General features: G+C 36.9%; 11 protein-coding genes and 1 pseudogene. 7 read left to right on the forward strand and 5 right to left on the reverse strand.

Annotated elements, in window-relative coordinates:
* Window positions 1–416: 416 nt before the first annotated feature.
* Window positions 417–752: pseudogene (locus D0469_RS09050) on the forward strand (IS21 family transposase); the annotation flags it as partial.
* Between the two features lie 192 nt (window positions 753–944).
* Here D0469_RS09050 and D0469_RS09055 read toward each other — a convergent pair.
* A complete protein-coding gene (locus tag D0469_RS09055; protein ID WP_117326427.1) occupies window positions 945–1,268 on the reverse strand; it encodes a hypothetical protein in 324 nt (107 codons plus the stop codon).
* A 424-nt stretch (window positions 1,269–1,692) separates the two neighbouring features.
* Here D0469_RS09055 and D0469_RS09060 point away from each other — a divergent pair, with 424 nt between their 5' ends.
* The 3 genes from D0469_RS09060 (at window position 1,693) to D0469_RS09070 (ending at window position 5,169) form a co-directional block, all read left to right on the forward strand.
* Complete coding sequence (locus D0469_RS09060) at window positions 1,693–1,992, forward strand: hypothetical protein (protein ID WP_158553401.1); 300 nt, start codon at window positions 1,693–1,695, stop codon at window positions 1,990–1,992.
* A 97-nt stretch (window positions 1,993–2,089) separates the two neighbouring features.
* Complete coding sequence (locus D0469_RS09065; RefSeq protein WP_117326429.1) at window positions 2,090–2,749, forward strand: hypothetical protein; 660 nt, start codon at window positions 2,090–2,092, stop codon at window positions 2,747–2,749.
* A 92-nt stretch (window positions 2,750–2,841) separates the two neighbouring features.
* Entirely contained in the window at window positions 2,842–5,169 is a 2,328-nt protein-coding gene (locus D0469_RS09070; protein ID WP_117326430.1) for a hypothetical protein, read from the forward strand.
* 43 nt (window positions 5,170–5,212) lie between these two features.
* Here D0469_RS09070 and D0469_RS09075 read toward each other — a convergent pair whose 3' ends face one another.
* From D0469_RS09075 to D0469_RS09085, 3 genes are all read right to left on the reverse strand, one after another.
* Complete coding sequence (locus tag D0469_RS09075) at window positions 5,213–5,905, reverse strand: hypothetical protein (RefSeq protein WP_117326431.1); 693 nt, start codon at window positions 5,903–5,905, stop codon at window positions 5,213–5,215.
* A gap of 278 nt (window positions 5,906–6,183) precedes the next feature.
* Window positions 6,184–6,651, reverse strand: coding sequence for a hypothetical protein (locus D0469_RS09080; protein ID WP_117326432.1), 468 nt, complete (start codon window positions 6,649–6,651; stop codon window positions 6,184–6,186).
* A 90-nt stretch (window positions 6,652–6,741) separates the two neighbouring features.
* Complete coding sequence (locus D0469_RS09085) at window positions 6,742–7,020, reverse strand: hypothetical protein (protein WP_117326433.1); 279 nt, start codon at window positions 7,018–7,020, stop codon at window positions 6,742–6,744.
* Between the two features lie 296 nt (window positions 7,021–7,316).
* On the opposite strand from D0469_RS09085, the gene D0469_RS09090 reads away from it, so the two are divergent.
* From D0469_RS09090 to D0469_RS09100, 3 genes are all read left to right on the forward strand, one after another.
* The gene (locus tag D0469_RS09090) at window positions 7,317–8,714 is read left to right on the forward strand and encodes an SIR2 family NAD-dependent protein deacylase (RefSeq protein WP_117326434.1); all 1,398 of its coding nucleotides are present in this window, start codon (window positions 7,317–7,319) and stop codon (window positions 8,712–8,714) included.
* 208 nt (window positions 8,715–8,922) lie between these two features.
* A complete protein-coding gene (locus tag D0469_RS09095; protein ID WP_158553402.1) occupies window positions 8,923–9,825 on the forward strand; it encodes a hypothetical protein in 903 nt (300 codons plus the stop codon).
* Window positions 9,826–10,147: 322 nt separating this feature from the next.
* Entirely contained in the window at window positions 10,148–11,026 is an 879-nt protein-coding gene (locus tag D0469_RS09100) for an ADP-ribosylglycohydrolase family protein (RefSeq protein WP_199478443.1), read from the forward strand.
* 576 nt (window positions 11,027–11,602) lie between these two features.
* On the opposite strand, the gene D0469_RS09105 is transcribed toward D0469_RS09100, so the two are convergent.
* Entirely contained in the window at window positions 11,603–12,484 is an 882-nt protein-coding gene (locus D0469_RS09105) for a hypothetical protein (protein WP_117326437.1), read from the reverse strand.
* Window positions 12,485–12,512 lie beyond the last annotated feature (28 nt).

Below are 12,512 nucleotides of genomic sequence, written 5' to 3' on the forward strand. Positions count from 1 at the left end.
AAAAGAAGATAAACACCCCCGCAATGAAAGCCACTGCACAAACAAGAGATTTGGCAACTTATGTAGAGATTATGGGAGGAATACAACAATGACTGGAACTGTACAATACCTACAGGACAACTTCCGCCACCTCCAAGAACGGTGCCTGACCCCACATGCGTTAAAGTGTTAAAGATTTGCTTGGTTGCCGTTGAAAAGGTTTTTTGTTTTTGTTCTTAACGAATGGAGCAGGCAGTTTATTATTATTTTACAGCTTGGTAAAAGGATGGCACCTGACCCCACATACAGCATCACAAATTAATTATTAAGATTTTTGTCAGAATCGGTGCTAAAATCCCCAATAACAACGGTTTAAAATTCCCCACTATTAACAGATAATCATCTCATAGCTTACTAGTTTAGGAGCGCATGAGACGGTGCTGAAGACAGGGGGATTTTTTATGATTAGAGATTTGTTTCAAAAGGGCTGGACGAAAACGGCGATTGCCGAAGCGACTGGCTTTGACCGCAAGACGATAAGCAAGTACATAAACAGCGACAAGGTGCCAAAGGCTAAAAACCGCAAACCAAATCCAAGCAAGCTTGATCCATTCAAGCCCTATATTCTACAAAGGATTCAAGAAGGGGCCACGAACTGTGTAGTATTGCTTGAAGAAATTCAGGCTATGGGGTATGAGGGGAAATCAACCATTCTAAGGGATTTTGTTAAACCTCACCGCGCACAGCCCAAAAAGCAGGCCACTCTCCGGTTTGCGAAAACCCGGTGCCTGACCCACATGCGTTAAAGTGTTAAAGATTTGCTTGGTTGCCGTTGAAAAGGTTTTTTGTTTTTGTTCTTAAGGAATGGGGCAGGCAGTTTATTATTATTTTACAGCTTGTAAAAGGATGGCACCTGACCCCACATACAGCATCACCTAAATTAATTATTATTAATTATTAAGATTTTAATATTTAGTTGAAATTGATATAGAATTCATAGCGAACATTAACTCGAAAGCTGACATTTCGGGTAGATGTTCAATAAATTCTTTGGCAAAGCTAAGGTCTCTGAATAAAAATGATTGAAGTTCTTTATCAATAGTATAGGAATTTAGTGTTCTATTCCAAATTAGTGAGTATACATATACCTGCTTTTCTGTTGGATTTATAGACAGCGTGGAAAGAACAGCAATTCCAACTTCATTATTGATTGGACTAATTAACACAGTTTCAACTTCCATATGATCTAAACTATCTTCGAACAACACTTTGTATTTGATTCCGCTCATATAAATCACATCCATTTAATATATTTTAATTAGAAAATTTAACAAACAATGAAAAAATACCTACCGGGATTTTACGAAAATTGTTTCAATAATGTAACAATATTGAGAACCGCTGACCCTACAAAAAATCCAGTACCTGACCCCGCTGTATTTTGCAAAAAATAAATACATGGAATTGCAAGAATTTATACACAGTATTGCAATGAAAATTGCAGACTCCAAAATGGATTTGACATGGAGCGAGATTTAAGAAGGAAGCTGGCTCTGCCTGCCTTTGCCTTCTTCAATATTGTGCAAAATAGCATTCGACACATAGTGCAGACAGAGGAAACGTCCCCTTGTTTCCTTACTCTCGAAGTGACCACTGCCTATTAAGTGGTGATAAGAAGATATACTGTTTATATATAGATTGAAAGGGTGTGGAATGATGAACGAACCAAAGATGATTTGCTGTGTTTGTGGTTTTCAGCAGGCAGAAGGTGTGTTTTCATCTAGAATTGCTCCTGTTAGTTGTGCATATTGCAAAAGCTGCAGTGAAAAGGGAGCCGAGCCTTATGATGTTTTAGTAACTCGGGTAGCGCATCTTATGTTATTGCAGCCTGGTTACGAACTAAGTCCGCGGTTAGAGCATGTAAAGCAAGTAACCCTTGAGATATCCGGAATTACAGAAGAAAAATTCCTTAAAGATGTAGAGATTCGCCGGACGGACTTAAGTGGTAACTAGAGAAAAAGTCTTATAAAATATTTTGTAAACATATGTAAATAGTGCGATAATTAAGGTAATTTTATATTTACTGAGAACTAGAATTGGGGGGATGTTCGTGAGTACATGTGAATTAGTGAAAAGAGCTTATGATAGATATGTAGAGATAAATAGACATACAGAAGACGAAAAAAGTATTAAAGAATTAGGGGATGAATATACGTATAGAGTAGAAAGAGCCATTGAAGATTTTATCCATAACAAGAATATGTCATTATTCGCAGACGATAAGAATAATCTTTTATACTCAAATGGAAAGTTTTGGGCAGGGATAGGTCCTGGTAAAATGGCGCGGGAAAATTTTAAGGAGTTCTTAGATCATGAGCAAACGAAGTCAGTTATTCGTTCAATTTTAACGAGAGATTTCTCACAAAATCAAAATAGAAACCTTATTAGAGAATACTTTGTTTATAGAGATCGGTTTTCATATTTGCAAGGTGTCAGTTTTCCGGGTGCCTATACTAACCGGTTGTTCACTATTCTCCTAAGAGATATCTCTACAACTATTTCCAATGAAAAGATTTTAATAGATGTAGCAAATGCAATGGGCCTATTTACGAACAACAAATCATTCGGAGAGCTTCAACTATATGTTAGGTCGGAAACGGATAAATGCCTGAAAGAATTAGGTCTGTACAATCAGTGCTCTACTTTTGATAAAGCGGTGATTTCTTGGTTTATACATATTGAATTAACTGCCATGGTCACTATGCCATAAGGTAGTTTAGTTTTGAAGGGGGAAGCTTTGGTTGTAGAGCCACAGATGAACCATCCTGGAACCATTTATTTCCAAAATGATGAGGTGAAAAAATGAGTATATCAGCACTAACCAAACTCTCCAAGAAATGCTGGGAGGAGTATGAATTTGTATCAAGTACAGAATTAAAGAATGCGCTGAAAACCATTCATATGCCAGAAGCTATGCCGATCTTGTTTTTTGGAGATTATGAGAAATATTTTTCATCAAAAATAAAAATCATCACAGTAGCGATAAATCCATCTAGGAATGAGTTTCCAAAAGCCGATCCATTTAATCGTTTTCCAGCTATGAAGGCAATTAGCACCGCTAACAAAAATGATTATTTTTATGAGAGGTATTTAGATTCCCTCAAAAACTATTATTATCATGCACCATACAAGGACTGGTTTAACCAATATAATCATGTTTTATCAGGGGTTAACAGTGGATACTCTGCTGGGCGCGACACAGTTGAGAATACGGCTTTACATACGGACCTTTATTCCCCTTTTCCAACCGATCCTGTTTGGAATGGATTAAGCAAAGAACAGCAGCATTTATTAATAGAAAAAGGTATTCAACTTTGGAGAGAATTAGTAGAAATCCTGCAGCCGGATATTATCCTGATGTCCACAGCGCACAACATGACGGAAAAGTTAGGTTTTGACTTTGTATCGGAATGGGAGGTTATTCATTCCATTCCTGAAAAAGCTGATGGTGAGCTTAGAGCCCAACCGTATCTATTAAAAAGAAGAAACTTAAAGCTATCAAACGAGAAAGAAGTACAATTATTCTTTGGTCCAGCAGGGGTTACTCCTTTCCAGTTATTAAGTAATAAGAAAAAAAGAGAGGTGGGCGAAGTTATTATGAGTTCATATCGAGGAAACTCACAATCTACTTTTGTGCAATTTATGCATCCGGGAGGCGAACATAAACCACAAAACGGCGAGGATATTTTCGCGTGGAATAAGAATGACCATAAGCGGAAATTTTTGAAAAATCCAGGGAAGTATATTACGGGCCTGGACAATAGTGAAGTGAAAAATGCTGAATTAATGTTTTGGGGAGAATGGGAAGCACAGTCTAAAGTGCTACAGAAACTGGATGGGGTAAATGGTCCTAACTACTTACATGAACCTTTTTACGAAAAACCAACCAACTACACAGGTAAACAAAATACAGACCCTTTTATTTTTGGGGATAATTTTTATTATACATGTTGTCGACAGTATAGACGTAGTAGTAATGGGAAGTTATCGCCAACTTTATTAACGAGATTACAATTTGGTTCTCTCATTTTATTTGGATCCTGTGTTCAAAATGAATTTGTACTCGATACTGTGTTTGTTGTAGACCGTAATCCGATTCAACATAACGCCGATACCATTGATGAGGTGGTTGAAGGATTACCAGAAACATATGTTGATGTCACTATCGCACCATTGTACCCAGAAAACTTTTCAGAATCGGATAAAACTAAACCAGTTGATACTTCAAAGAGCTGTTTAGTAAATTTCGAAACTCAAGAAGCAGGCGATGAAAACGAAGAGCTAGAAGAAGGGGATCAATTAACATTTCATTTATATAAAGGCGTAACTTATGAAAATCGCCATTCGGCTAATGGAATGTTCAGTTTCTTCCCATGTCAACCATATGCAGATCAAAACGTAGGCTTTCGTAGACCAGTAATAAAAATAGATGATTTTCTTACTGGTAATTTAATGATGGGATATAAAGCTTCTAATGTTGATCAGGAGACAGTTAAAAGACTGTGGGAGAGTGTGGTTGAACAAGTAATTAAACAAGAGCTGGTGTTAGGAGTCCAAACTGATTTTCCAAAGTTAGCTGGGGAGATGGCAGAAAACAGCAAAGCTCCTGAAGAGATCCCGATGACTAACTCTAGTTCCAATGCCTTTATAAGCTCCTATGAAACGATTAATGAACGAGAAGATATCTTAGATTCTTATGAGAGTTATTTGTTTTATAAGGGGCCAAAGGAATATTGGTTTGCCCCGGCAAGCTTTAAAAATACGATTCCAGTTTTAACTAATAGATGGAAATCTCGCTATGCCTTTTCTTATTTCTTTTATAAAATGGATGATAGGCTAGGATTAAAGCTTGAGTTAGGACCATATAATCCAACAATCAAGTCGAGACGGGATCTATTAAATTTCTTACACGAAAAAGATCGGGAAAGAGATAAACGTTTTACCATTACACGAGGTGCTCTGGCAAACGAAGATGGGAAATATTCTAGATTGGTGAAGGAAGAAATAGAAGTTAACGACTGGGATGACATGAATGAAATTTCACATAAAATGAATGTATTACTGGATCGGATAGATTTTAGCCGTCTAAATCAATACCTTACTAAATTATATAAAGAATTTGTACAATAAATGTAAAAGGTCTCCCTGTTTAACAGAGAGACCTTTATTCATACTAAACATTAAAATAAACAATCATCGAGTGACTCAGTGTCTCCAGCTTGCTATATAAGACTTCCGCATCTTCTTTGCTGCTGTTGCAAATCTGGCGGCATTCCTCTACATATTCAGATGCTGCTAAGGCGTGTTTTATATATTCAACCGCTAACGGAAGGTTCTGCTCCTTCTTTTTTAATCTAGCCAAAAATAAATATCCGTAAAAAATATAGCTGTTATATTTTGCATGAGGATACTTATCCTGATAACGTTTTATTTCATGAAAGGCTTCTTCCTTGACCTTTTCTATCTCACCTGCTTGTTCCATTATTGATAATTTGTAACTGAGATATTTGCCTCCTTCTGAAAAAAAAGATAGTTTTTCTCGGTTTTGTTCAGTCGTGTCCAAAACTTCCAAGGATTTATTTAGGTAATAAAGTGCCTGTTCCTTGTTATGATGGACTCTCCAATAGAGGCAGCCCAAATCACTTAATGCCCAAGCATAATGATCATCTTCTTCGGGTATTTGCTCGACAACGGTTTCCATGATTCTAAGGGCAGGCTCATAAATTTTATCTCGCATCATGAAACGTGATAACATAGCGCGACAATTCCAAGCCCAGTAATTCGAGGTTAGGATCTCAGGCGGTTTAATTGAGGATTCCGTTCTTAACCATTCTCTCCACTGATTAAATTCTTCTTTTGTTATCATTCAATCTCTCCCTTACCTAATATTTGTGTTTAGTTGGGTCATTCTTTGAACAGTTGAGGGTGTGTAAAGTGGTATAAAGCTATTATTAGTTTATCAACTTACTGCTGCTTATTTAGTGGCGGTGATCAATCAGCAGAACTGTTTTTTCACATGTATTTTTTATTAAAGCTGCCAAGTTTTATAAGAATGTAACTTCTTTACTTGCCATTTTTGTCTGGTTACTTGCTATTTTGACTTTTTTACTTGCCATTTGTCCGTGCGAAAAGGGGGATTTGGCCTTAACTCTTTAGTTTATACACATTATGGCTTCTAATATAGTTAATTTCTTTTTCATGTGACTTTAGGTGGTTTCTTAGTATTCGTATATCCTCTTTGATTTCTTCTGGTCCGACACAAAATTCATAGGCTGTTTTTTTTACAGCCACTTCATCACAATTCAAAAACCGGTCGTATAATTCTAAAATTCGTTCACGTGGGTTCGGCTTAATATAATGACCATTCAACCTTCTAAAATTACTTACTAATCGAGTGAAAAGTGGATGGACAAAATAGGTTTCATACGTTTGCCAGTCGTATTTTTCCATAAGCCCAGCCATTTGATCATCCCAATCATGAATCTCCGTAGACTTTTCTACCAAGAGATTTTCTTGATAAAGTTCCACCCAAAAAACATCTGGACTAGGCTTTCCTTTCAAAATTAATATGCCTGTTTCGTTTTCCATTTTCCAAATCTCAATTGTTTCCATCTGCACATCACCTTTCACCATATTTATAGGAGGAGTTTGTATTTAAAAGGTAAGGATGATTTCCCTGTAGAAACAGGGAAATCAAAAATATTAAAGTTTAAGAATGTTATTAGAAACTTTTTCATGAAAATCAGTTTTAAAGATAGCTAAATGATAAGTTTGATGATAAAAATTCGATTGAATTTCTATTACATAAAACTTGGAATATTTAGTAGAGATAATTTTGGCCGGTAATAATACAATATCCTTTTTTTTATTACCATCATTATTTTCACTAAACCTAACTCTTTCTACTAATAAATTCATTCCAACAAACACATTAACCTCTTTCTTATTTCTTTCCTTTTTATCCTTTAAACAATTAAACATACAAACGCCTCCTTTTATATAAAAACTTATTTATATAAAAAAACAAAAAACCCACGGCAAAAAACCCCTTCATACCAATGATATGAAGGGGTTACAAACTATAATTTAATTAAAAAATATTGACTTTTATACAGAACGACCTTTAGAAATTACTTATACCAAGTTATAACCATATAGTACCATTAAATACAAAATATTGCAACATTTTTTGTTTTGCGTTGTCTACTTACTACAACTTTTTAGGTGGTTATGAGTTTTTATAATAAATTTATAAAATCTAAAGGGGGACGTTGTATATGCCACGGTATGAGACGAGGAAAATCGTGTTTTCAAAGAATGATTTGCCTAAGGATATAAAGGCTGGGGATGTTCGGAAGTATTTTAGCAGTCAGATCAGGATTAAGGATTTACATCATACGAACCAGTATGGAAATTTTATACTGTGTGACTATATTTTTGATGCAGAGGAGAAGGAGCGGGTCGATGCACCTTGGGATATTAAAAAAGGAGTTTTAGTGAATGAAAATAACCCATATGAGCTTTTGCATGTTCTTACCGTTCGTTCCGTTTATCAGATGCCTACTACCGTCGGATACATGGTTAAGAACCGAAACAACGGTGAGATAATGGGGTTAAGTTATAAACAAACCTGGAACTTGCTATACCATGAAGGGGCCACGAATGCCGAGGCTACTATAAGTCGATATGGAAAGTTTACAACACATTTGCTGGATACGATTGATGAACTCCCTTCATTGAGCAGTTCTTACTGGCAACTCTCACCCATTGATGAAAATGAAAAATTGTTGGTCCCATTAACAAAGGAGGTTATGAAGGAATTGGAAAAGTCGTTAAAACGTGTGATTAATGAAGGGCTTAAGAAAAGAATTAGGCGGTTAAGTGCTGAACAATCCAATAAAGATTATGAGGCTATGGACCTTGTGGCAGAAAGGATAAGAACAGCCAACAAGATTACAGTGTTAACGGGTGCAGGTATTTCAACAATGAGCGGGATTCCTGATTATCGTTCTGCAGCAGCTGGGGTTTGGCAGCAGAAGCCTGATTTGCTTCGGTCACTTAATCAACAAACGTTTTTAGAGGATCCCAAGCAATTTTGGGACAGTTACTACGATTTATTTGCGGTTACTTTAAATGAAATTATTCCGTATCAAACGAATGAAGCAGTAGTAACAGCTATTGATATGATCAATCCAAATGAAGGTCATCAGTTTTTTGCCAAGCTTGAGGAGACGGGTAAGAACGTGACAATTTTAACTCAAAATGTCGATGGACTGCATCAAAAGGCTGGGAGTAGAAATGTGCTAGAAATCCATGGGAATGTCACAACTTGTTCCTGCTTGGAATGCGGAAGAACTTATCGTTTGAAAGAGGTTTTTAAAGTGGGGTCCATCCCTCGTTGCGAATGTGGGCATGTGTTACGCCCAAATGTGGTTTTTTTTGGTGATGCCGTTCAACAGTTTGATCGTGGTGAGGAGGCCATTGTTAACAGTGATTTAATTATTGTTGCGGGAACATCCTTACAGGTATCCCCTTTTAATCAACTACCAAGGCTTGCAGCTGCCAATGATATTCCAGTCGTGTATATCAATGGAGAGGCCCCAGATGACGAATTTGATTATGTTTTACAAGGAAATATCTCCGAGATTTGCGGGATACTAGAACAAAAACAATAAAAAGAGCCAGATTGTTGATATTTTATCGGATCTTGATTATGGAGCGATTTCTTGATTGAAAGAAGCCCGCAAAGAGAAAGGAATTAGCTTGTGGATTGATTTCTTGTCCGAAAGAAAGCCCACAAAGAGACAGGATTTAGCATGTGAAGCGATTTATTAGGGGGGCATCCATAAACGCTCCCCTAAATGGTGAAAGCGGGGTAATGAAATGGTAATGAGTGTACATCACTATCAATGTGAGTGTGGCTGGAGCGGTCAATGGATAACAGGTGGCTTTAGAAGGATGAGAACGTTAATTGAGAGAGTAGAGGAGCAGCTGTTGTCAGCCAAAAATCTTCAGGCCAGATCAGTTTGGCGCGAACTCTATCAAAAAATCTTGAAAGAGGAAATAGTGGAGGCGGAATGCCGAAGTGGATTGACCATTTGCTTTCATTGTAAAAATAGCCATGAACAACTAGCGCTTTATGATTCTGACAATGGTTCGGTACTGCATGCGTTGTTATGTAATACGTGCGGAAGAGAGGCGGTGATTTATCATGCCCCTGAAACGATTCCTTGCCCGTGTTGTTACACGTTGGTAAATGCGGGACCGGCCTTATCACCCGAACTCATACTCCAAAGAAAGCTAGCCCAATGTAAGGTAAGCATGCCTACTACGCTTAGGGAGACAGTGTTAATAGCTGTTGGGGGCCAGGCAATTTCCTACCTAGAGCCCATAAAACGGGATTTGCCTTTTTCGATTGTGGCGATTGAAAAGGCCAAAAATCCTCGTGACCATTACCAATGTATGAGGAACGTAAAAAAGGTTTTTTTACAAACTAGTTTTGAACATGATTTTGAGGCGGAACTAGCAATCCTATTGGTACAACAATTGCGTTTAATGGAGGTAGAAGTGGTTACATTGATTATTACTCCACCAATCTTTGAAGGTCATCGAAGGTTGGGTAAGGTAATGGAATATGTAAAGGAACTCCAGAAATTTTCAAAGGAGACAATTCTATTATCAGGGGCAGCTCTGGAAAAGGATTTTGGTTCTTCGGTAGACTTATATAAGGAACATATTCCAGCGCATTTGAGGGATATTTTGATAGCGAAGGGGTGTCATTCATGAGACCCACCCCTTGATATATAGTTAATTATTGTCTCCAAATGCTTCCCACATGGGGCAGTAAGAACCTTCCCCTATCAAAACTCCATGAAAAGGACTAAGGGGTTTTTGACAAGAAGCGGCTTGTTCCTTGGCATTGAAATGGGAAGCGGTAAAGTCTATTTCTCTTCTGCCAGACTAATACCGGCAGGAGGCACATACCTGTTGCTCTTCACTCCATGCAGACATAAGATCAACTCCGTATAGATTTATAGATTCATTGTAAATATCATCCACCACTTTTTATGTCGTGGTGTTATTGTATAAATGAGTAGAGGTGAATTTCATGTTAAATAAAATTAAAGGTGCATTATTCGGATTTGCTATTGGTGACGCGTTGGGCGGAACGACTGAATTTTTAACAAAAGATGAAATAAAGAAACGATATGGTTATGTAAAGGAAATCATTGGCGGCGGTTGCTGGAACTTAGCAAAAGGAGAAACCACTGATGATACAGCAATGACCTTGGCTGTAGCGCGAGGAATTTTAAAAAATCCGGCAGAGGCAGTGGAGGCCATTGGAGAGGAATTCCTAAAATGGTATGCTTCCGGCCCAAAGGATGTCGGGATTATTATTAGTACAGTATTGAGGCATTTCAACGACGGAAATTGGTTTGAGACTGCTAAAAAGGCACATTATGAATATCTCGGCGAAATGACGGCTGGTAACGGCTCCTTGATGCGCTGTCTACCAATCGCCTTAGCCTACAAAGACATAGAAGAAGTCGAAGCGATCACAAGAAAACAATCGAAAATGACCCACTATGATTCTAAAGCCGACGAAGCCTGCATCATATATAACCGAGTCGCTTATCACGTCCTACATGGCAAAGATTTAAAAGAAGCAATCCGAGATGAAATCAAAGGGACTATTTATGACCTTGCTTTAAACGGCGAGACGCCAACGTGTCCACCTAGTGGATTTGTTGTTCACACCATGCATTGGGTCCTTTATTGGCTATTAAACTCTGATTCATATTTAGATGTAGTCATCGGTGCAACCAATGAGGGAGATGACTCTGATACAATAGCGGCAATTGCAGGAGGATTGGCGGGGCTCGCTTGTGGTTATGATAGGCTGCCTAGGGAATATGTGGATGTTTTATTGGAGAAAGATGAAATAGAGCGAGTATCGACCCAGTTGGGACGGGAATCAGGTGCCTGACCCCACATGCGTTAAAGTGTCAAAGATTTGCTTGGTTACCGTTGAGCATTTTTTTGTTTCTAACAAATGGGGCAGGCAGTTTAATATTATTTTACAGCTTGGGAAAGAATGGTACCTGACCCCACATACTGCATCATCTAAATTAATTATTAAGGTAATTAAATATTATTTCCTAACTACTTGTTCTTTCTCGATAGTAAATAACTTCAGTGGGATTTTTTTATAACTCATTAATAAATAATTTCATTAATCAATTGTTTGATTAAATTTGAAATAGGTTAACCGAACACTTACGGTTAAGCTTTTTTTCTTATGCTATTACTTTACCGTAATCTCCACGACTCTATATGTATACAGAAGAGTGACGAGGAAAGAAAATTGGGATGTTTGGAGAAGGTGTGAGGGTAAAGAGCTGTGCGATGGAGATAAGATTTAGTTTAAGGGGGAAAAAAGAAAGGCAAAGAAAAAATTTGATTTGTTCATTTTGCCTTTCTTATTTATTGCTTGGGGTATTTACTAGTTATAAAATACATATTTAACCTAAGGTATTAAGCTCCTTATATGAAGTACGTCAACTTAGAAGAAGGTAATAAGTATGTGCTTTATGAAATCAGCAAAAGAGAATATCTTTTTGGCATCTATAGCTATTAACCCTAGAAGGAGGGCCGCAACGGCAACGACTAGGTTTGTTTGGGAAATTTTGGCAATATTTTTGTCCAGAGTTCTTCCTCCCATTGTATCGATAATATGCTGCCACAGCTTTACTAATTGATCTTCCGATAATTCTGTTGTCTCATTTTTCATTTTTCTTTTATCTTTAATTTCATATAAACATGATTGATAGATAGCATTTATCATAGCCTTAGAGAAATCGTCACTGACTTTTTCTTTAGAAGTAATAATAGTTGACGGAATACTTATTCTAATATTATATTTTTTTCCAAATGGCATAATGGCACTTGGTTCGCTAATATCAAAAGTCATTGTAGTTGTATCATTAGAAAACACAGCATCTTCTTTACTGAATCTAAGAAACTGGCGATTCTTTAGAAATATTAATTGATAGGTATCACAATGCTTAAAATCATAGACTTTATTTGGATTAATAATACTATTTGTAATGATATTTTTTGAATAATCATTGAACACTTTTCTTATTTTCCTTAAATCAATATCAATTCGTTCTCCTGTTAATTGAAAACGAAAGATAAGCCGATGATGATAATAGCCCATAGAGGCGGAGGTTATTTTTGTAAGTGGGATCTTCGTTTGAATCTCACTTATATCTAATTGATACATTTTCCATCTGCTGTTTGGTTGTATATTTTTTAGTTTTAATCCATCTGTGCTATTAATATTTTCATTGATTTTATTTAATTCCCTATCGTTGAATACTTTATTCTTTTTGTCCTCGTCTTTAAATGTAAATAATCCAAGGATATAAACTTCAGCTTTCATCTCTTGCTTCCTTCCTCACCATTTATTT

Origin of the sequence: Peribacillus saganii (assembly GCF_003429095.1) — a bacterium.
Taxonomy (GTDB): domain Bacteria; phylum Bacillota; class Bacilli; order Bacillales; family DSM-1321; genus Peribacillus; species Peribacillus saganii.

Coding starts and splice junctions, on each gene's coding strand:
- D0469_RS09075 (WP_117326431.1), bottom strand. CDS start 5,905: ATGATAACAAAAGAAGAATTTAATCAGTGGAGAGAATGGTTAAGAACG.
- D0469_RS09090 (WP_117326434.1), top strand. CDS start 7,317: ATGCCACGGTATGAGACGAGGAAAATCGTGTTTTCAAAGAATGATTTG.
- D0469_RS09105 (WP_117326437.1), bottom strand. CDS start 12,484: ATGAAAGCTGAAGTTTATATCCTTGGATTATTTACATTTAAAGACGAG.
- D0469_RS09060 (WP_158553401.1), top strand. CDS start 1,693: ATGATGAACGAACCAAAGATGATTTGCTGTGTTTGTGGTTTTCAGCAG.
- D0469_RS09055 (WP_117326427.1), bottom strand. CDS start 1,268: ATGAGCGGAATCAAATACAAAGTGTTGTTCGAAGATAGTTTAGATCAT.
- D0469_RS09095 (WP_158553402.1), top strand. CDS start 8,923: ATGGTAATGAGTGTACATCACTATCAATGTGAGTGTGGCTGGAGCGGT.
- D0469_RS09080 (WP_117326432.1), bottom strand. CDS start 6,651: ATGGAAACAATTGAGATTTGGAAAATGGAAAACGAAACAGGCATATTA.
- D0469_RS09100 (WP_199478443.1), top strand. CDS start 10,148: ATGTTAAATAAAATTAAAGGTGCATTATTCGGATTTGCTATTGGTGAC.
- D0469_RS09085 (WP_117326433.1), bottom strand. CDS start 7,020: ATGTTTAATTGTTTAAAGGATAAAAAGGAAAGAAATAAGAAAGAGGTT.
- D0469_RS09070 (WP_117326430.1), top strand. CDS start 2,842: ATGAGTATATCAGCACTAACCAAACTCTCCAAGAAATGCTGGGAGGAG.